Consider the following 20099-nt stretch of genomic DNA (forward strand, 5'->3'; position numbering starts at 1 on the left):
AAAAAAAATTGGCATCAAACAATCCATCACACACTATCGAGTTCTCAAAGAACACACACCCACCAGCTACCCAACCCCACAACAGGGCCTCTCACCAGCAAACAATGCTCAAAAACAAACCAGCCACCCCGTCTCCGGAGCAACTCTCCCAGCCTAACAGAACCGTATCTCGGGCGCAAACCCGGGTTTGGTTCTCAGTAAGGTCGCACGTCATTCATCCGGAGCCGCAAAGCTCCCGGAAAGAGTGAAGTACTTGGGATGGTCAGAGGCAGTCGATCTCCGTAGCCTGTCCAGACCCTTACGGGCTGTCCCGGCCGGCGCCGTGTCGCTCTGACTCGCAATAACTTACGCAACATCTCGCGATCCAACAAATCCGCACGTCGCTCCGAGTTCGTACCGTATCTGCGCAGGTCAGTGGATCAACTCCGGAGCCGTCACTCCGAACGGCGCCCAACGCAGCGGCCGTGACGTGCGCCACACCGGCCTCCGGCAACTATCGAGCGGCGACGGCCTACTATCTGACTACACATGTTTCCCGAAGTATTCGAGGTAAAGAAATGCCTGGCTATCTGCAGGACAAGGTCATCGTGATCACCGGGGCAGCCAACGGTTTCGGCAAGGTGATCGCCAGCAAGTGTGCCGCCGATGGCGCACGGGTCGTCGCGCTCGACATTGACTCCGCCGGACTAGAAGCTGTCAGCACAGCCATCCGCGAACAGGGCCATCAAGCGATTCACGCGGTCGCCGACGTCACCGAACTTGCCCAGCTGCAGTCCGCGGTTGAACTGGCGGTGCGTACCTACGGCGGCGTCGACGTTCTGGTCAACAACGCCGGCATCATGCCGCTCGCCTACTTCGCCGATCACGAGCGAGCAATTGATAAGTGGCACAAGGCGATTGATATCAATCTCAAGGGCGTGGTCAACGGAATCTCGGCGGTCTACGACCAGATGATCGAACAAGGTCGCGGACAGATCGTCAATATTTCCTCGATCTACGGCAACGCGGGCATCGAAGGTGCCGGCGTCTACAGCGCCACCAAAGCCGCGGTCACCGCCCTCTCCGATTCGCTGCGCATCGAGACCAAGGGAAAGATCAAGGTCACGACCGTAAAACCAACTGGGGTCAGCGGCACCAACCTGGCCAGTCAGATCGTTAATGGTAAGGCGATCAACGGAATCGTCGGGCAGCGCGCGGCGTCCTATCGCGACCATGTCGGCGCGATGATGGCCGGCGACCTGCCAACCGAACTCACCGACGTCGATTCGGTCCGGTACTGGCTCATTACCCCGGAAGATCTGGCAGATGCCGTGGTGCACGTGATCAACCAGCCCTGGGGAATCAGTATCAGCGATGTGACCATTCGCGCCAGCGGCGAAGACTATCTGTACTGATCATACGGCGCTGAACTGGGCCCCGACCGCTTCGCCGTGCGCGACCACGAGATCGAAGATCTCGGTTGGGAGCCCCTCACCGGACGAGGCGGCGTCCAACGCGTTTGTCATCACCTCGGCGTCGGCGAGGACCGGCAACTTGAGCAGTGTGCCGACCTCATCGGGTCCCATCACTCCGACGAGCGGTAGCAGCGAGCGCCATTGAGCCGCGTCGTCGGTCTGTCGCACCAGGTCGTCGAGAACGTCGGGGCCGAGGTCCGCGATCCGGCCGGCCAGGTAGCTGCGCGATTGTTCGGGTAGCTCGCCCGCCAGCGGCAGCAGGTCCAGCCACATACCTTCGGCGAGGGCTTCATCCATCACTGCCGAGATTGTATCCTGTTGTTGCACAGCGGGATTCGTTGCGAATATTCGCAACGACTCGATGTTCATCACTCTCGTGACAGGAAGCAGGGTCGACCAGGCTTGAGTCTCGTGCGCTACGTCGACCAAGGAACCCAGTACCTCTGGATCCAACTGAGCCGCAAGGTTTCCCATAATCGCACGGTGTTCGTCGTTGATCGCATACAGCAAGCCGAGAGCTTCAGGCCACAATCCTTCCTCGCCGGCCGCGGCCAGCACGCCGGACAGCCGGTCGGATATGACGTCGAAAACATTGTCGATCGCGCCGCGATCCTCGAGTAGACACGCGACGCGGAGCAGATCCGCATCGCTGATCTCAGCTGCCGCTGCCCGTAGAGCTGGATCGGAGATCGCACCTACGAACCGGCCAAGCGTGATGTGCTCGCCGACCTCCACCAGGTGCGCGGCCACCCTGCCGGCGAGTTTTGGCGGAAGCTCGGACAAAATGGGCCCGCAGCGTCGGGGGTCGAGCTCAATCGCGGTCTTGGCGAGAAATTTCACCGGCAACGTGTTCGCGATGGCGATGCCGCGCGCCGGTTCCACCGACCCTGCCACACCGGCAGTGAGCAACGGACCGAAAGCCAGCGCGGCCGCCTTTCCCGCGACCGCCACCGGCACTAGTTTGGCGGCCGACGCGATCCGTTTCAGTTTGTCACCGTCACTGGCGAACAGTCGATCACTGGCGGCGCATCGGAACTCCCGGATCGCCGATGGTGAAACGTCAGCCAGACAAGCCAGTTCAGCTTCGTCGGTACCAAGCACGCGTGCGAGTTTGGTTATCTCGGCGGCATGTTCGAGGTCAGCGGCGCTCACAGACCCAACACCTTGCGGATCGCCGGGCGCGCCAATCTCGGCGCGTGTTTAAGCGAGCCTTTGATCGCTCGGTCCATTGACGCGGCCCGTACGGCGATGGCGTCCTGCAATAGGGAGTCGAGTCTCGCGAGATCATCCTCGGACAAATCCGCGAACTCCGCGGGCAACGATGCGTTCACCGTTGTGGACAATGACTTCGCGGCGGCCGACATGCGACTCCTCCTGAAAATTTGCTCACGTAACTCACAAATAGATCAGGGTGATTTGTAACACGTTTCAGCGGTGCGCGGTAGGAGTTCAGTCGGCGGGTCTGGTGAATTGGGCACGCCGATAGTCGCCATACGGCTCGTCTCGTTCGCGCACCGCCTCCCGGAAACCGACCGTCGCAGCACGGGTCTGGAAGGCGTATCCCTCGCGAGTGTGCCGAGCGATACCATCGAAGACGGCGCTGATCATCCCGGAATTCGCCACGCCCTGATTGAGAAGTGCGCTGTTGAGAGACAGTTTGGCCATAATCAGTTGATTGATCGGCATGCGAGCGATTCTCCCGACCAACGCCTCGGCGCGCGCGTCCAACTCGTCGGTGGGTGCGGATTCCACCGCGAGTCCCCACTCGGCAGCCTGTTTGCCACTGATGCAGTCACCGGTCAGCAACAGTCTCTTCGCACGCTGATCGCCGAGGCGATGCGCCCACATTCCGGCAGCCGGGATACCCCACACGCGCGTCGGCGGATAGCCGATCTTCGTGTCATCGGCACAGATGATCTGATCCGCGTACAACGCGATGTCGGTACCGCCTGCGACAGCGAATCCGTGCAGCTTGGCAACAGTCGGCTTATTCGCGTAGAGCAGGCTGGCGAAACCGCGATTGAAACGGCTCATCATCGCGTAGTCGACCATCGGATCCCAGGTATCCCGTGGATTGTGATTACGTGCCTGCACAACCGGATCCAGCACGCTGCCGGTCGTCGGGTCGACGCCGCGATTGGGATCGCCACCGTTCTCGGCGAAGATCGACAAGTCGTAGCCGCCGCAGAATCCCTTGCCACGCCCCGACACCAACATCACGTGGACTCGCGGATCCAGATCGGCTCGCTCAACCGCTGCGGCCAATTCGATCGGAGTGTCCGCGGTGATGGCATTGCCTGCCCGCGGGCGGTTAAAAGTGATGCGGGCGACCCGGTCGGTCACCTCGTATGTCAGTGTCCGGTAACTGATTTCAATATCGGGCGACTCGCGATCGGCGAACGGGGAATCCGATTGTTCGGCCAGGCCTTCATACCAGGCGGCCGCCCGATTGCCATCGTCGTCAGTCAAGGCATTCTCCGTTCTAACGCCAATAGAGTTGGTATCAGCCAATTTTCGTGGTCGCACGCTCGATGATTGCGGCAGTGTCGACGCCGACCGGCAGCGTGCCGAAGACGTCGCCGTGATCACCACCGAGCCTGCTCACCGAGAACGCATCGGCGACCGCCGGATTCCCGAATCGCACCAGCAACGAACCCTGCAATACCTGGGCCATATCGGCGACGAGCCGACGCGCGTTGTGCTGGACCGCGCCGAGGTCACCGAGATCGGTGAAGCTGGCGGCCAATCGGCCCAACGCGGCGTCGAGATGCCGGTCCGCGCCAGCCGCCCTATTCACCTCGTCGAGGAAGACCTCGAGCGACTGCGGCTGTTTGCCGATGGCCCGCAGGACATCAAGCGCGGCTACGTTGCCCGACCCCTCCCAGATCGACATGAGCGGCGCCTCGCGATAGAGCCGCGGCATCCGGGATTCTTCGACATATCCGTTGCCGCCGAAGCACTCCAGCGATTCCGCAGCGTGTATGGGAGCGCGTTTGCAGACGTAGTACTTGCTTACCGCGAGTGCGATACGTCGTAGCGCCCTCGCTCGCTCGTCACCCGCGACAGCCTGATCGGTCAACTCAGCCAGCCACAACGCGACCGTCGTGGCAGCCTCCGCTTCTACGGCGAGGTCGGCGAGCACGTTGCGCATCAACGGCTGATCGACCAGTGCCGCACCGAACGCCCGACGATAAGTCGCATGATGTGTCGCCGCAGTGGTCCCAGCACGCATACTCGATGCCGAGCCGAGTGTGCAGTCCAACCGGGTGAGGTTCACCATCTCGACGATGGTCGGCACCCCGCGCCCTTCCTCACCGACGAGCCAGCCAACGGTGTCGTCGTATTCGACCTCGCTGCTCGCGTTCGAGCGATTACCCAGTTTGTCCTTCAACCGTTGCAGCGCAAAGGTATTGCGGGTGCCGTCGGGCAGGACCCGGGGAACGAAGAAACACGAGAGCCCGCCCGGCGCCTGGGCCAGCACTAGGAATACATCTGACATCGGGGCCGACGTGAACCACTTGTGTCCGGTGATCCGATAGCTGCCGTCGGCGGCCGGAACGGCTGTGGTGGTGTTGGCCCGCACGTCGGAGCCGCCCTGCTTCTCGGTCATCGACATACCTGCGATGAGACCGCGTTTGGTGGTCGGGATGCGTAGGCCCGGGTCGTATTCACCGCTGACGAGCAGGGGCTCGTAGGTCGCGGCGAATTCCGGATTCGCGCGTAGCGCGGGCACGACGGCGTAGGTCATCGAAATCGGGCAGGCGTGACCGGCGTCGGTCGTCGACCACACGCTCATCTTGGCCGCTCGCACCAGATGAGGATTGGGCCGGGGATCTGCCCACGGCGCGGCATGCAGGCCGAATCGCACCGCATGACTCATCAACTCGTGATAGCTCGGGTCGTAGACCACCTCGTCGATTCGGTTTCCGTACCGATCATGGGTGGTCAGCTGTGGCGGATGGGCTTCGGCGCGGTCGGAAAGCTCCTGCGCGTGCGCCGAACCCGCTAGTGCGCCGATCTCGTGAAGTTCCTCCAGCGCGTGTTCGGCACCCGCCCGATGCACCGCCTCGGTGATCGTCGGCTGCTGCGCGGCGTCGTAGTCAATCAATGGCGGAACCTGATTGAGCACCGTATGTGTCGTCGCCATGTCTTTGTTCCCTTCACAGTGGCAGCGGGTATGCGCTGGGCAACCGCGTCCGCGGTTCGCCGACCCTATGAACGTACGTGCATCTATTACACATATCAAGCAAAATATAACTAATGAGTAATAGAAGTTCCACCGCTAGCTTCGATCACACCATTCACAAACTCGATGAAATCGGTCCGAAAGTCCCGGTAGACCTGCCGGAGTCGATCGCCCGGCCAGTCGTCGGGCAGCAATTCGGGCGGTAGCAATGGGTCGTCAAGGATATGCCGAACGATGGTGGCTGCCACCTCGAACCGGTCCGCCACCCCGACCGCATCGCGGTACTCGGCGAGCATCAACTCGGTGTCGGCCGCCCAGCGAGCGGGCTCGAATAGCCTGTCGGACAACTCAATCGACGGTTCCTGCGGAACTGCCGAGAACAACGACACCCGTCCCTCGACGTCGATCGACAGCGCATCGTGATTATCCGGACGCATCCACACCCCGTCGCGAACTTCAGCGAATTTCATGAACCCGAAAACATCCGGCAGCGGCGCCCCGCCGACGCCAGACGGCGGGGCGTCAGGTGCTATCGCTATTCGCCATTTACCCGACCACCGCCCCACCGGCACTTCCATCGCACGATCCTGCCGCTGCTGCCTCGCGAGCAGCCGCGGCGAAAGCGTGTAAATACCGTCTACGCGGACCAGGTCTCCGGTCGACACCATCCGCGTCAACGCAACCCGAGCGGCCGATTCCCGCAGGCCGAGCGCATCGGCAATAGCAACGATCTGCTGTGCGCGAGCCTGCGCCGGATGCGTGCCGAGTAATGCGCTGAGAATCGCCGAGCGTGCCGTCATCTTCACCGGACGCAACGGATGAGAACTCATCACATCATCGTATTGGCACCGCCAAAGCGCCTGCCCGTCCCGCCGAGGATTTTCCTGCCGATGGTCCCAAGTGGGACGATGGTGGTCGTGAGCACTTCTGTATCTCCTCGTACCAGCGCGCGGATCGGGCCCTATCCCGTTGATCCGCCCGTGGTGCTCGCCCCGATGGCAGGCGTCACCAACCGCGCGTTCCGACGTCTCTGCCGCGAATACGGGAGCCGCGACGCCATCTACGTCTGCGAGATGATCACCGCGCGTGCCGTCGTCGAACGCAATGACAAAACTCTGCACATGATGTCCTTCGACGACGACGAATCGCCCAGGTCGATGCAGCTTTACGGAGTCGATCCGGCCACCCTTGGCGAAGCGGTCCGCATCATCGTCGGGGAAGGACTCGCCGACCACATCGACCTCAACCTGGGTTGCCCGGTCCCCAAGGTCACTCGACTCGGCGGGGGTGCCGCCCTGCCCTATAAACGTGGACTGTTCGGCCAGATAGTGCGGGCAATGGTATCGGCGGCCGAGCCGGCCGGAGTGCCGGTGACCTTCAAGTTCCGGATCGGCATCGACGACGACCACCTGACCTATCTCGACACCGGCCGTATCGCCGAGGACAACGGTGCCGCCGCGGTGGCCCTGCATGCCCGGACCGCGTCTCAACGCTATTCGGGTACTGCGGATTGGTCCGCTATCGCGCGGTTGAAAGAAGCTGTGACCACCATCCCAGTTTTCGGCAACGGCGACATTTTCGCCGCGTCCGATGCGGTCGCGATGATGGCGCAAACCGGTTGCGACGGCGTCGTCGTCGGGCGCGGGTGTCTTGGCCGCCCGTGGCTGTTCGCCGAACTATCGGCGGCACTGAGGGGCGAAGAACTTCCGACGCCACCGACCCTCGGCGAGGTCGGAACCATTCTGGCTCGCCATGCACTGCTGCTCGCCGAGCACCACGGCGAAGATCGAGGGCTGCGTGACCTGCGCAAACACATGACTTGGTACCTGATGGGATTCCCGGTCGGATCTGATCTGCGACGCGCCTTCGCATCGGTGTCGACGCTGACCGAGCTGAACGGACTCATCGCCCAGCTCGACCCCGATATTCCGTTTCCCGACGACGCGACCGGACCTCGCGGACGACAGGGATCACCCGGAAAGGTCGCGCTTCCACACGGTTGGCTCGATGACCCCGAGGACGCCACCGTCCCGGCGGGTGCAGACGTTATGCACAGTGGCGGATAGTCCCCGACGCGGTCGTTCACGCGTTTGCCTGAGTCGAATTCTCAGGTCCACCGATTAATATGAGCCAACCGCTGCGAACTGTCGCGGTGCTCAGTGGTGCGCACCGGCCACCGAGGGATTGAGACTTATGAGGAGCAACGTTGACTGACACGCCGTCGGGCTCAGACGAGCCGGTGCAGCCGTCTCAGCCTTCTCGGCGCTCCGGCAGCCGCCGGGCAGACAGCAGCTCGCAGCGAGATCCCGAGCGTAACCCCGCCACACCGCGTAGTTCGTCGAATCGTGTCCCCCGCGCCGACGAGTCAGACCGCCTACGTGAACCCCGCAACCGCGACCGTTACGTCCGCAATCGCAACCGAGTGACGGTACGCGAGTTGATGGCGCAAATGGATGCGACCGGCCAACTCCCCCGAGTTCCCGCCGAACCTCGGCGAGCCGAACGCCCCGCCTACGACGCCGGGCCGGTGTCCAACGACGTCACCACCAAGATCCCGACCGTCGGCGCAGGCACACCGGTAGACCTCTCCGACGCCGCGACCGCTGCGCGCGTCATCGCCGAGTCCCGCGGCCAAAGCCATATTCCGCCACTCGAGCCGACACCGACGCTGCCCGACCCCGCGAAGCTCAGACCCCGCGCCCGGCGCAGGCCGACGCGCACCCGACGTGAGATGTTCCGCCGTGACGCGACTATCGCCGGCCGAATCCTGGTCGCTATCGTATGCATCGTCGCACTCGGTGGTGCCGGTTACATCTGGAATTCCCAACGGTCCTTTGACGGCAAGTGGAATACCGTGCTCGCGGTGAACCCGCATGACAAGAACATTCGCAACAAGGATGCGCAATACGGCGACGAGAACTATCTGATCGTCGGCACCGACACACGAACCGGTAAGAATGCCAAGGTGGGCGCCGGAACCACCAGCGACGTCGAAGGTGCCCGCTCGGATACCGTCATCCTGGTCAACGTGCCGGCCAACCGGAGCCGTGTCGTCGCGGTGTCGTTCCCGCGAGATCTTCAGGTCAGCCGCCCGGACTGCCGCTCGTGGGATAACAACACCGGCCAGTACGGCGAAGTGACCTCCGGCGCCGACGACGTCAAACTCAACTCTGTCTATGCCGAGGGCGGACCGGAGTGCCTGGTCAAGCTCCTGACACAGATGAGCGGCCTGAATATCAACCACTTCATCGGCATGGATTTCAGTGGTTTCCGCAAGATCGTCGACCAGGTCGGCGGTGTCGAGGTCTGCTCGACGACCCCGCTCTACGACTACGAGATCGGCACAGTTCTCCGCAAGGCCGGCAAACAGAAGCTCAGTGGTCGCACCGCGCTGCGCTACGTACGGGCCAGGACCATCTCGACCGAGGGCAACGGCGACTACGGTCGCATCAAACGTCAGCAGTTGTTCATGTCGTCCCTGCTGCGCTCGACGCTGTCTGGGAACGTACTTACCAACCCGGGCCGACTCAACGGCATTGTGAACACGTTCATCGAAAACAGCTATGTGGACGGCGTGAATACCCAATCGCTACTCGACCTGGCCCAATCGATGCAGGGCATCGAGGCCGGCCGGGTGACCTTCCTGACCATCCCGACATCCGGGACGTCGACCGATGGCCAGAACAACGAGATCCCGCGTACCGAGGACGTCAACAACATCTTCAACGCGATCATCGACGATCAGCCGCTGCCCGGCGAGAAGAAGAAACAGCAGGAATCGTCGGCGGACAGTTCGACGCCATCGTCAGGTCCGACGACCGCCGCGGCGTCGCCCAAAACCAGCAAGGTGTCGGCAACAGCGATGTCGCCGGGCAATGTCGGCGTGCGGGTGCTCAACGGCACCGGTAAAACCGGCCTGGCCACCGATGTGTCCGAGCAGTTGACACCGTTGGGCTTCGACGTACGCGGCGTCGCCGATGCCTCCGAGCAGCAGAAAAAGACGGTTGTCCGGTACGGTGCGGGCGAACAGGATGCCGCGGCGACGCTGGCGAAGATGTTCCCCGGAGCATCGATCCAGCCGGATCGCACAGTCCGCTCGGGTGTCGAAGTAATCCTCGGTAGTGATTACGCTGGCTCGTTGGGTTCCACTCCGAGCGCCGGTAGCGCGATCAGTGTGACTCAATTGCCGCCGAATTCGAGTACCAGCGAACTGCCCAACGACCTGGCCGTTACCAACGCTAGCGACACCACCTGCGAATAGGCGACCGGTATTCAGGTCGGCTTCATACCCCGTTCATGCCTCGGCGACGCCATCTGTCGGGAGGAGAACGTATTGTAGATACATGCGAACTGCGTATCAGGAGCAGATGGTTGCTCTCAATGCTGTCCTAGGTGAGATGTGTGAATTGGCCGGTCAAGCGATGGCCAGCGCTACACAAGCACTTCTGCAGGCCGATTTGTCGGTTGCCGAGCAGGTCATCACCGATCATGACCGAATGACTGAACTGTCCGTGCGGGCAGAGGAACAGTCGTTCGCACTGCTGGCGCTGCAGGCTCCGGTGGCCGGCGACCTGCGCTCGATCGTGAGCGGATTTCAGATCGTCGCCGACGTCGACCGCATGGGCGCCCTCGCGCTACATGTCGCCAAGGTGGCCCGACGCCGCCACCCGGCCAAGGCGCTTCCCGAGGAAGTAAACGGCTACTTCGCCGAAATGGGCCGGCTCGCGGTGCAATTAGCGCGCAACGCGCGTGAAGTGCTCAACTCGCAGAGCTCCCAGGACGCTCTCGCGCTACAAGAAGACGACGATGCGATGGACGATCTGCATCGCCACCTGTTCACCGTGTTGATGGACCGCGAATGGACGCATGGCGTCGCGGCTGCTGTCGACGTAACCCTGCTGGGCCGCTACTACGAGCGCTTCGCCGATCACGCCGTCCTCATCGGGCGGCGAGTGGTATTCCAGGCGACTGGCAAGACCCCAGAACAGCTGGCCGAGGCCGGCGCCTAACCCTTCCCACACACAATCCCTGCGACATAGATCATCCCCGACACCAATACTCGGTGTCGGGGATGATTGCTTGTGCAGAGTATGCGCAGGCGGGGCCTATCCGAAGCGACCCGAGATGTAGTCCTCGGTCTCCTTCTTGAGCGGATTGGAGAACATCACCTCGGTGTCGTTGATCTCCACCAGCTGGCCCGGCAGCCCGACGTCCTCCAGGTTGAAGAATGCGGTCTGATCGCTGACACGTGCTGCCTGCTGCATATTGTGCGTGACAATCACGATGGTGTACTCCTTCTTGAGTTCACCCATCAGATCTTCGATGGCCAGGGTCGAGATCGGGTCGAGCGCCGAACATGGCTCATCCATCAGTAGAACGTCCGGTGAGACCGCGATAGCGCGGGCGATGCACAGTCGCTGCTGCTGACCGCCGGATAGACCACCGCCGGGCTTGTCGAGGCGGTCCTTCACTTCGTTCCACAGGTTAGCCCCGCGCAGGCTCCGCTCGGCGACATCGTCGAGCGTCGAACGGCTACGCACACCCTGTAACTTCAGCCCGGCCACCACATTGTCGCGAATTGACATGGTGGGAAACGGGTTTGGCCGCTGGAAGACCATCCCGATGGTGGTGCGGACACTGACCGGATCGACGTCCTTACCGTAGATGTCCTCACCGTCGAGCAGCACCTTGCCGGTCGCGTAAGCGCCGGGAGTCACTTCGTGCATGCGATTGAGAGTGCGCAACACCGTCGACTTACCGCAGCCCGACGGCCCGATGAACGCGGTGATGCTGCGTGGCGGAACCTCCAGGGTCACTTCCTTGACCGCGTGGAATTTTCCGTAGTAGACGTTGAGGTCTTTGATGTCGAGGCGCTTGGCCATGAGTTAAGTCCTTGCAGAGTTCGTGCGATGGGTACGCGAGCGGGGCGATCAGGATGTCTTGGGTGCGAAGATCTTCGCCACCCATTTGGCGCCGAAGTACACGATGGCGACGAGGATGACCAGAGTCAGCGCCGCGCCCCACACCTTGTCGAAGGCGCCGGGACCGTTGTTGTATTGCTGCACCATCATCAGCGGCAGCGATTCCTGATTTCCGTCGAATGGATTCCAGTTCATCGCCTTGGTTGAGCCGACGAGGATGAGCACCGGAGCGGACTCCCCCATGACCCGGGAGATGGCCAGCATCACGCCGGTGACGATGCCCGAGAGCGCGGTCGGCAGAACGATCCGCGAGATGGTCTTCCACTTGGGCACGCCGAGTGCGTAAGACGCCTCCCGCAGATCCTGCGGAACGATCTTCAGCATCTCCTCGGTGGACCGAACCACTAGCGGAACCATAAGCAGCACAAGGGCAATCGCGACTAGGAAGCCCATCCGGGGCAGCCCCAGGGTCGTGCGCCACACCGCGTAGACGAATAGTGCGGCGACGATCGACGGCACACCGGACAGGATGTCCACCATGAAGGTGGTGATCCGCGCCAGCACGGATTTACCGTCGCTGTATTCCACTAGGTAAATGGCGACGAAAATGCCTAGCGGAACCGAGATGAGCGCGGCCAGCGCCGTCTGCATCAAGGTGCCGATGACGGCGTTCAGCGCGCCACCGTACCGTTCCGAACTCACCCACCAGTCGGGGTCGAGTAGCGGCTCGATGCCGTTGTAAACCAGGGTGCCGATGAGCCACAGCAGCGGAATGATCGCGATGACGACGGCGACGATCACCGCGACGTGCGCACCCCGGTCGACTATCTTGCGTCGCCCGCTGATCGGTTGGAAGCCCGACGGACGTGTTTTCACCGGGCCGGTGCCGGAGATATCGAGGGTCGTCATATCAGTTCTGCTTCCTGCCGACGACGGACCGCGCGGCGGCGTTGACGATGAACGTCAGCACAAACAAGGTAAGACCGGCCGAAATAAATGCGCCGGTCTTGGTTGGCGAATCGAATTCGGCGGCGTTGTTCGCGATCTTCGTCGCGAAAGTCTCGCCGCTTTCCATCAGGTTGAAGTCGATGGGGCCGGTGTTCGAGATGATCAGGAACAGTGCCATCGTCTCGCCCAGCGCGCGACCGAGGCCGAGCATCGATCCACTGATATACCCGGAGAAGCCGAACGGCAGCACTGCCATCCGCACGACCTCCCATTTGGTGCCGCCGAGAGCCAGCGCGGCCTCCCGGTGCGCCACCGGGGTCTGGATGAAGACCTCGCGAGTGACCGCGGTGATAATCGGCAGGATCATCACCGCCAACACGATTCCGGCGGTCAGCAGAGTGCCGCCGGTGGACATATTGGTGACATTGGCCTCGGGCGTCTTGAAGAACGGAAGCCAGCCGAGATTGTTCACCAGCCAGGTGTTGACCGGCACCAGCGCGGGACCGAGAACCAGGATGCCCCAGAGTCCGTAGACGATCGATGGCACCGCCGCGAGGAGGTCGACGAGGTAGGTGACCGGACCGACGACCCGTTTGGGCGCGTATTCGGTGAGGAAGATCGAGATACCCAGTGCGATGGGCATGGCGATGAGTAGCGCGATGATCGCGACGATCGCCGTCGCGTAGAACAACTTCGGAATGCCGAACTGCAAGCTTCCGCCGTCAACTACCCAATCACCTTGGTAGGTAAAGAAATTCGCCTCGTTGTCGAGGAGCGCCGGGGTCGCCTGCACCACGAGGAACAGTGCGATCAGCGCGATGACGATCGATACGAGGAGTCCCGACCCCACCGCCAGCCTGCGGAAGATGGCATCGCCCAACCGGCCGCGCGCGGAACCCGCCAGGTCCGTCGGCGCACCACCCGATGGTGGAGGCGGCGTCGTGCCGGGCTCGACGCTGGCGTCGGCGGCGTTGTCCCCCTGGCTCTTACTCAGTGAGGTCATACGTCCTTCTACGGATTCGGCTCTGGTCATGATTCGATTGGGACCCGCGCCAGCTCACGCTGACTTTAGTTCCCGCAGCCTTCCCCAAGTGTGTCAAGTGCGCCCGCGGGACCGCAAACGCTGCGGCCCCGCGGTCGCGGTGGTCATACTGACGAGCTCACGAAAGCGCGTCGACGGTACCGCGCAGTGTCGACTTGTAGGCGTCGGGCAGCGGCACGTAGCCGATGTCCTTGAGCCCTTCCTGTCCCTTGTCGAGGATGGTGGTGAAGGCACTCTTGAGCGCCGCACCGGTATCCGCGTTCGAGTAACCCTTGCTGCACACCACCTCGTAGGTGGTCAGCAGCAGCGGGTAGGCACCAGCGACCTTGGAGGCGAACAGCTTGTCGGAGTCGACGACGAGGTCCTTGCTGCCCGGGGTCTTGAAGGTGACCGCGTCCAGCGCCTTACCGGCCGACGTCGCGTCGAGCTTGACCGCACCCGCACCGAAGTCGATGTCGGCAACGCCGAGCTTGTTCTCGGTGGCGAAACCCCACTCGACGTAGGTGACCGAGCCCGCGGTCTTCTTCACGGTGTCGCCGACGCCGGTCGACTTGGCGGCGGCCGAGCCACCCTTGCCCTTGAATTCCTTGCTGTGCTCATACGGCCACGCCTGCGGCGCCGCATTCTGCAGGAACTTCTGGAAGTTGTCGGTGGTGCCCGAGCTGTCGCTGCGGTGGACCGGCACGATCTTGGTCGATGGCAGTTTTGCGCCTGGGTTCAACGCGGCGATGGCCGGGTCATTCCAGGTGGTGATCTTGGAGTCGAAGATGCCGGCGAGCACGGTCGGGTTGAGCTTCAGGTTTTCAATACCGTCGAGGTTGTAGGCGATGGCAACCGGGCCCGCGACCAGCGGGATATGCCATGCGTCGTTTCCGGCGCACCGCTCCTTGGCCTTGGTGACCTCGTCGCCCTTGAGTGGCGAATCCGAACCCGCGAAGTCGACGTCGCTCGCCAGGAACTTCTTGATACCGTCGCCCGAGCCGCTGCCGGTGTAGTCGAGGACCGAACCGCCCTCGTCGGTCAGAACCTGACTGAAATGCTCCAACGCCTTCTGCTGGGCGGTCGAGCCCTCGCCGGTGATGGTCTGTTCGGAATCCGAGCCACCACAGGCCGCGACGGCCATGATCGCCGCGACACCTGCAACTGCTGCACCCGCGCGGATGCTTTTGCGCTTGATATTCACCGTCAGACTTGCCTTTCGCTTGATACTCCAACCACTGGAGTCTGTCGATCAGCGACGCTATGGGTCCGTAGTGGACGGTCGGACGCGGCAAGGTGAACACACGGTTAACTGACAAGGTCAGACAGGGGCAAAATGTCCGATTTCGTTGCCGTTGCGAATCAAATGCTGCGACTATGCGCGGCCATATGCGACATCGATCGCATACTGCGCAAATCCAAGTCGCTCATAGGTGTGCAGGGCAGCGGTGTTGTCACCTTCGACGTATAGGTTGCACTCGGCAACCAATGGGTCCAGATAGCGCAAGCCCGCCAGGGTCAGATATCGCCCCAACCCACGGCCCTGAGCCGACGGATCGACGCCGACGATGTACACCTCGCCCAATTGCGGACCGTGAATCTTGGTCCAGTGGAAACCAAGGAGTCGACGCGGTTCGTTCGCATCGAAAGCGAGAAACAGACCGGCCTCGTCGAACCAGTCCGAGCCGGTCCGGGCAGCGATGTCGTCCAGAGTCCAGCCGCCCTGCTCAGGATGCCAGTCAAAGGCCGCGTTGTTGACTCGTAAGATCTCGGCGTCGTCCTCGGCACCGGCGTAGGTCCGCAGAATAATGTCATTCCGCGACGGGAGTGCGGGTAACTCGCTACCGGTCGCATCCGACCCGCCGCCGAGAGCGCGCCGAAGCTGCAGCAGAACCCGTTGCGAAGACACTCCGACCGAAGCCGCCAAACCTTGCGCACCGGTCGGGTTTCCGTGCGCCCACAACCGGACGTTCGGATAGGCATCGAGAACCGCGGTGAGTACGGCGGTGCCGACGCCGGTACGACGATGCGCAGGTGCAACCACCAACTCTCCGGTCGGATTCTCACCTTCGCGACCGGGCAACACGTTGCCGTAACCGCTCGCTCCGCTCCCGGCGCCGGCAATATTCGGCCCGCTCGCTCCGCTCCCGGCGCCGGCAACAAAATGCTCGACCTCCGGACTCGAATGTGCGACCGCCAATACCGCCTGCTCCGACAACGCCGCGACGCCGTCTTCGGCCAAGGCCGCGTCGAGAATCTGCGCGACATCGTGCCGCTGATCCGCTGTCAACGTTGACAAGCGGGCAACGTCGGTCATTCGACCGCCTCCTCCAACAGCTCGAAGTCACCGGAATCGATTGCAGCAGAATCAGATTCATCGTCAGATGCTCGTGATCGGCTCGACGGGCGCACCGCTTTGTACCCAACGTTACGCACAGTACCGATGAGCGATTCGTGATCGCCGCCGAGTTTCGCACGCAATCGGCGGACGTGAACGTCGACGGTGCGGGTGCCACCGAAGAAGTCGTAACCCCACACCTCCTGCAGCAGCTGCGCACGGGTGAAGACGCGACCGGCGTTCTGCGCCAAGTACTTCAGCAGTTCGAATTCCTTGTACGTCAGGTCCATCGGCTTACCGCGTAGTCGGGCGGTATAGGTGTCTTCGTCGATGACGAGTTCGCCAAGGGCGATCGTCGAACCCGACTCAACCAGTTCGCCACCGCGGGCTCGAACCGCGAGGAGACGCAGTCGGGCGTCGAGTTCGGCTGGGCCGGTGGTCGTGAGGAGAAAATCGTCGAGATCCCAGTCCGCGTTGACCGCGACGAGCCCGCCCTCGGTCAGCACCGCGACAACCGGTATCGACCCAGTACTGCCGAGTAGGCGGCATAACCCACGCGCGGCGGCGAGATCAGTGCGCGCATCAACGACGACAGCCTCAGCACTGCCGGTAGCCATCAACGACGACACTTCGGCCGGTGCGACACGCGCACTATGAGCCAATAGGGAGAGCGAGGGCAGCACGGCGTCGGCATTGGCTTCGCCCGTTAGAATTACGAGGTCCACTCCCACTCCGATCTGAAGTAGCGGCCCGCGGGGGGGCCTGAGTCATCATCAACGCATCAATTGAGTCGACGTTGACTCGGCGGTTTCACGCAGCGCGATAAATGACAGAATAGCCCTGATGTCGTTCACCGCAGCCAACCCACCGGCCATTCCCGCGTCGGACGAAGCGGATGAATCCCCCCGATCGGCTCCTCCGCTTCTACGCAGGGCGATCGTGATCGTCCTCGTAGTAGCGCTCGTCGCCGTCGGCGCCGCTTTTCTCACCGACACCGCACTGGCCGCACGCAGCGAAAACCGCCTGTCAGACTCGCTACGAACGTCGTCGCGCCTAACCTTCACACCCGAGGTGACACTCGGCGGCATCCCATTCATTAGCCACGCGAATAGTGGCGAATTTTCGTCTCTCACAATTACCGCCCGTGGCGTGGCGTTGCCGCGTTCTGGTTCTCGGGCGTGCGCGACAACACAATGCTGGGCCGAATTGGGTATCGCGGCGACCGATATCCGGACTGATAACGGGTGGACGATCGCACCTACCAGCGATCTATTTTTCCGTGCCGTCACCGGTTACGCGAAACTCGATTCGGTCAACCTCGGCCGGCTGCTCGACATCACCGACCTTTCGGTCAACACACCCGCCCCGGAAGACAAGGCTGGCGGCGGCGGGCCGGGCGATGGGCTACTCGAACGAACCTCGGGCGTGTTACTCACCGGCACCGTGGCCCTGCCGCCCGGTGCTGTGTCCCCGGTCCCGCCGTCGGCGTCGAGTTATCGCGGCGACAAGATCCGGGTAAGCGTTTCCGCCGACCTTGCGGTGCGCGGCAATGCATTGATCATCACGGCGACGGATTTCTACGACGGTCCCGAGGAACACGCCTCCGCCGAGATCCCCGCGCAGTTTCGACAGGCGATCTTGGACCGGTTCAGTCGCGCGGTGCCGATGCCCTCGTTGCCCTGGGGCCTAGTCCCGACGTCGGCGCACAGTGCGGGCAGTGACGTGGTGGTTTCCGGTGCCGCAACGGACCGTCGAGTCCGCGTGGATCAGTTCTGAGAGCTGTTGTATCCTTTCAGCCATGCAACCGTGCAGTGAGTTCATGCTCACCCGCCGCCGCGCCATCGACTTCTGTCGTGTCGCCAACTGTTGCTGTCGGTAAACGACGGTCGCTGCTACCGCGACCATCGTTGATGGCGGTAACGCACAAGTATTCCTGACTGGTTTCGCACGTCCTGTGTGCGCGCCGTCCATCACTCCCCCGGATGAGAACCCATCTATCGAATCAAGATTCGATGTTTCCCATCTGTCCCCCTAAAGCTGAATCAACCGAAACACATTTCGAAAGGGAGCCATCATGGCACGTTCCGACGTCCTGGTCAGCACTGATTGGGCTGAGCAGAACCTCAATGCCGACAAGACCGTCTTCGTCGAGGTCGACGAAGACACCTCGGCCTACGACGGCGGGCATATCGCCGGCGCGATCAAGCTCGACTGGAAGACCGACCTGCAGGACCCGGTTCGCCGCGACTTCGTCGACGCCGACCAGTTCGGCAAGCTGCTTTCCGAGCGCGGTATCGCCAACGACGACACCGTGGTCCTCTACGGCGGAAACAACAACTGGTTCGCCGCCTACGCGTACTGGTACTTCAAGCTGTACGGACACAACGACGTCAAGCTGATCGACGGCGGCCGCAAGAAGTGGGAACTCGATGGCCGTCCGCTCTCGAGCGACGCCGTCACCCGGCCGGCAACCGAATACAAGGCCGGCGCAGCTGACAACAGCATCCGCGCATTCCGCGACGAGGTCGTCGAGGCTATCGGCACCAAGAATCTCGTCGACGTGCGTAGCCCTGACGAGTTCTCCGGCAAGATCCTCGCGCCGGCGCACCTCCCCCAGGAGCAAAGCCAGCGTCCCGGCCACATCACCGGCGCCATCAATGTGCCGTGGAGCAAGGCAGCCAACGAGGACGGCACCTTCCGCAGCGACGAAGAGCTCACCGAGCTCTACCAGGAAGCCGGCCTGGATGGCTCCAAGGAGACCATCGCGTACTGCCGCATCGGCGAGCGCTCGAGCCACACTTGGTTCGTACTGCAGGAGATCCTCGGTCACCAGAACGTCAAGAACTACGACGGCAGCTGGACCGAATACGGTTCGCTGATCGGCGTGCCGATTGAGTTGGGAGAATAAGAAATCATGTGTGCTGCACCCAAGCAGGGACAGAAACTGCCTGCGGGCGTTGACGTCGAGAAGGAAACCGTGCTGACCGGTCAGGTCACCGACAGCTCGGGTGCACCGGTTGCCGGTGCGTTCGTCCGGTTGCTCGACTCCACCGGCGAATTCACCGCCGAGGTTGTTGCCAGCCCGACCGGAGACTTCCGGTTCTTCGCCGCTCCCGGTACCTGGACACTGCGTGCGCTGTCCGCCGCCGGCAACGGTGATGTCACCGTGAACCCCGAGGGCCCCGGCGTCCACGAGCACGACGTCGTCGTAGCGAAGTAGACCCGGCAACGGTTCATTCAAGGCAACTGTTCGACTCGAAGCCCCGGTCCGCATCTGCGGGCCGGGGCTTTGTCGTCGCGGACCGCGGCAAACGAGATGTTGGCCACCACCCCGATGCGACGCCGACCGGTCGCGCTAAGATTTGTCCCGTGGTCATCTTCTTTGAATTCCTGCTGGTGCTCGCTTCCGTGCTGATCACCTGGTTTGGCCTGTACGCCGTCTACCGCCTGGTCAAAGACGAATCGTGACCTCGGCCGACGATAGCCTGCCCGGCGATATCCGCTCAGGCAACGAGGCAATCGAAGCAGCCGAAATACGCGCCAAGCAGACCGGTGATGTGAATCTGCCCGAATGGGGCGATCTCCCGGTGGCGCATGACACCGCGAATCTGCGGCACGGCGCTGACCTACACCCGGGCCTGCTTGGTCTGCTGCCGCTGGTCGGCATCTGGATCGGCGAGGGTGAGGGCAACGATCCCGTCACCGGTCAGGACTATCAGTTCGGCCAGCAGATCGTCGTAAGCCACAGCGGCGAGAACTACCTGAACTGGTCGTCACGGATCTGGCGTCTCGACGCCGATGGTGAGCTCGACCGCCCCGACCTCCGCGAGAGCGGCTTCTGGCGGATCAGCGACGACGACAACATCGAATTACTCCTGGCCCACGCCGAAGGTTGGATCGAACTCTTCTACGGCCGCCCGCTTAACCAGACCTCCTGGAATCTCACTACCGATGTCGTGATCCGCTCGGAGACCGGGCAGCATGCCGGCGGCGCCAAGCGGCTATACGGGTTGGTCCCCGACGGCGACCTCGCGTACGTCGAAGAGCGCGTCGATGCTGACGGCGACTTGACGCCGCGACTGTCGGCGAAGTTGAAGCGGTACGCGGGCTAGCGAGTGTCCTGACGGGCCGCTTGGTCCTGGCCGCGCACATGAAACGGCCCCCGCACCACCCCCGATGGCGGGAGCTATGCGACCAGACAGGGTCGCGATGCGAGGGCCGGGTGGTCATC

General features: G+C 62.6%; 19 protein-coding genes. 8 read left to right on the plus strand and 11 right to left on the minus strand.

The genetic code is table 11. The annotated features are described in order from the left end of the window. Window positions 1-557: 557 nt before the first annotated feature. Window positions 558-1394, plus strand: coding sequence for an SDR family oxidoreductase (locus tag AAFP29_RS05550; RefSeq protein ID WP_419216349.1), 837 nt, complete (start codon window positions 558-560; stop codon window positions 1392-1394). Here AAFP29_RS05550 and AAFP29_RS05555 read toward each other — a convergent pair whose 3' ends face one another. From AAFP29_RS05555 to AAFP29_RS05575, 5 genes are all read right to left on the minus strand, one after another. Continuing rightward, complete coding sequence (locus AAFP29_RS05555; RefSeq protein WP_419216350.1) at window positions 1395-2606, minus strand: hypothetical protein; 1212 nt, start codon at window positions 2604-2606, stop codon at window positions 1395-1397. Then, window positions 2603-2818: a hypothetical protein gene (locus tag AAFP29_RS05560; RefSeq protein WP_419216351.1), complete on the minus strand. Its 216-nt coding sequence runs from the start codon at window positions 2816-2818 to the stop codon at window positions 2603-2605. The genes AAFP29_RS05555 and AAFP29_RS05560 overlap by 4 nt, the downstream gene beginning before the upstream one ends. Before the next feature lie 85 nt (window positions 2819-2903). Then, a complete protein-coding gene (locus tag AAFP29_RS05565) occupies window positions 2904-3923 on the minus strand; it encodes a crotonase/enoyl-CoA hydratase family protein (RefSeq protein ID WP_419216353.1) in 1020 nt (339 codons plus the stop codon). Between the two features lie 34 nt (window positions 3924-3957). Continuing rightward, complete coding sequence (locus tag AAFP29_RS05570) at window positions 3958-5601, minus strand: acyl-CoA dehydrogenase family protein (RefSeq protein ID WP_419216354.1); 1644 nt, start codon at window positions 5599-5601, stop codon at window positions 3958-3960. A gap of 110 nt (window positions 5602-5711) precedes the next feature. After that, window positions 5712-6470: a PaaX family transcriptional regulator C-terminal domain-containing protein gene (locus AAFP29_RS05575; RefSeq protein WP_419216355.1), complete on the minus strand. Its 759-nt coding sequence runs from the start codon at window positions 6468-6470 to the stop codon at window positions 5712-5714. 78 nt (window positions 6471-6548) lie between these two features. Between AAFP29_RS05575 and dusB the strand changes: the two genes are divergently transcribed. From dusB to phoU, 3 genes are all read left to right on the plus strand, one after another. Then, window positions 6549-7706 (plus strand): tRNA dihydrouridine synthase DusB, encoded by a 1158-nt coding sequence (gene dusB, locus AAFP29_RS05580; protein WP_419217213.1) that lies wholly within the window; start codon window positions 6549-6551, stop codon window positions 7704-7706. 140 nt (window positions 7707-7846) lie between these two features. Beyond that, window positions 7847-9901, plus strand: a complete 2055-nt coding sequence (locus AAFP29_RS05585) for an LCP family protein (RefSeq protein ID WP_419216356.1) — start codon at window positions 7847-7849, stop codon at window positions 9899-9901. 82 nt (window positions 9902-9983) lie between these two features. Beyond that, complete coding sequence (gene phoU, locus AAFP29_RS05590; RefSeq protein ID WP_419216357.1) at window positions 9984-10649, plus strand: phosphate signaling complex protein PhoU; 666 nt, start codon at window positions 9984-9986, stop codon at window positions 10647-10649. Between the two features lie 96 nt (window positions 10650-10745). Here phoU and pstB read toward each other — a convergent pair whose 3' ends face one another. The 6 genes from pstB to AAFP29_RS05620 form a co-directional block, all read right to left on the minus strand. Further along, a complete protein-coding gene (gene pstB / locus AAFP29_RS05595) occupies window positions 10746-11522 on the minus strand; it encodes a phosphate ABC transporter ATP-binding protein PstB (RefSeq protein WP_419216358.1) in 777 nt (258 codons plus the stop codon). Window positions 11523-11570: 48 nt separating this feature from the next. Then, window positions 11571-12470, minus strand: a complete 900-nt coding sequence (gene pstA / locus AAFP29_RS05600) for a phosphate ABC transporter permease PstA (RefSeq protein ID WP_419216359.1) — start codon at window positions 12468-12470, stop codon at window positions 11571-11573. 1 nt (window position 12471) lies between these two features. Beyond that, entirely contained in the window at window positions 12472-13512 is a 1041-nt protein-coding gene (gene pstC, locus AAFP29_RS05605; protein WP_419216360.1) for a phosphate ABC transporter permease subunit PstC, read from the minus strand. 157 nt (window positions 13513-13669) lie between these two features. Then, a complete protein-coding gene (pstS, locus tag AAFP29_RS05610) occupies window positions 13670-14734 on the minus strand; it encodes a phosphate ABC transporter substrate-binding protein PstS (RefSeq protein ID WP_419216361.1) in 1065 nt (354 codons plus the stop codon). Window positions 14735-14905: 171 nt separating this feature from the next. Beyond that, entirely contained in the window at window positions 14906-15847 is a 942-nt protein-coding gene (gene mshD / locus AAFP29_RS05615) for a mycothiol synthase (RefSeq protein WP_419216362.1), read from the minus strand. Beyond that, complete coding sequence (locus AAFP29_RS05620) at window positions 15844-16593, minus strand: winged helix-turn-helix transcriptional regulator (RefSeq protein ID WP_419216363.1); 750 nt, start codon at window positions 16591-16593, stop codon at window positions 15844-15846. Before AAFP29_RS05620 ends, mshD begins: the two co-directional genes overlap by 4 nt. Before the next feature lie 118 nt (window positions 16594-16711). Here AAFP29_RS05620 and AAFP29_RS05625 point away from each other — a divergent pair, with 118 nt between their 5' ends. The 4 genes from AAFP29_RS05625 to AAFP29_RS05640 all read left to right on the plus strand — a co-directional run bounded on the left by AAFP29_RS05625 (window position 16712) and on the right by AAFP29_RS05640 (window position 19980). Then, window positions 16712-17644, plus strand: coding sequence for a DUF2993 domain-containing protein (locus AAFP29_RS05625; RefSeq protein WP_419216364.1), 933 nt, complete (start codon window positions 16712-16714; stop codon window positions 17642-17644). 298 nt (window positions 17645-17942) lie between these two features. Next, on the plus strand, window positions 17943-18776 hold the full coding sequence (locus AAFP29_RS05630; RefSeq protein WP_419216365.1) for a sulfurtransferase: 834 nt from the start codon (window positions 17943-17945) through the stop codon (window positions 18774-18776). Window positions 18777-18782: 6 nt separating this feature from the next. Further along, window positions 18783-19088, plus strand: a complete 306-nt coding sequence (locus tag AAFP29_RS05635) for a DUF1416 domain-containing protein (RefSeq protein ID WP_419216366.1) — start codon at window positions 18783-18785, stop codon at window positions 19086-19088. A 244-nt stretch (window positions 19089-19332) separates the two neighbouring features. Continuing rightward, window positions 19333-19980, plus strand: coding sequence for an FABP family protein (locus tag AAFP29_RS05640; RefSeq protein WP_419216367.1), 648 nt, complete (start codon window positions 19333-19335; stop codon window positions 19978-19980). Window positions 19981-20099: the final 119 nt, after the last annotated feature.

Origin of the sequence: Gordonia sp. CPCC 205333 (genome assembly GCF_048537885.1) — a bacterium.
Taxonomy (GTDB): Bacteria; Actinomycetota; Actinomycetes; order Mycobacteriales; family Mycobacteriaceae; genus Gordonia.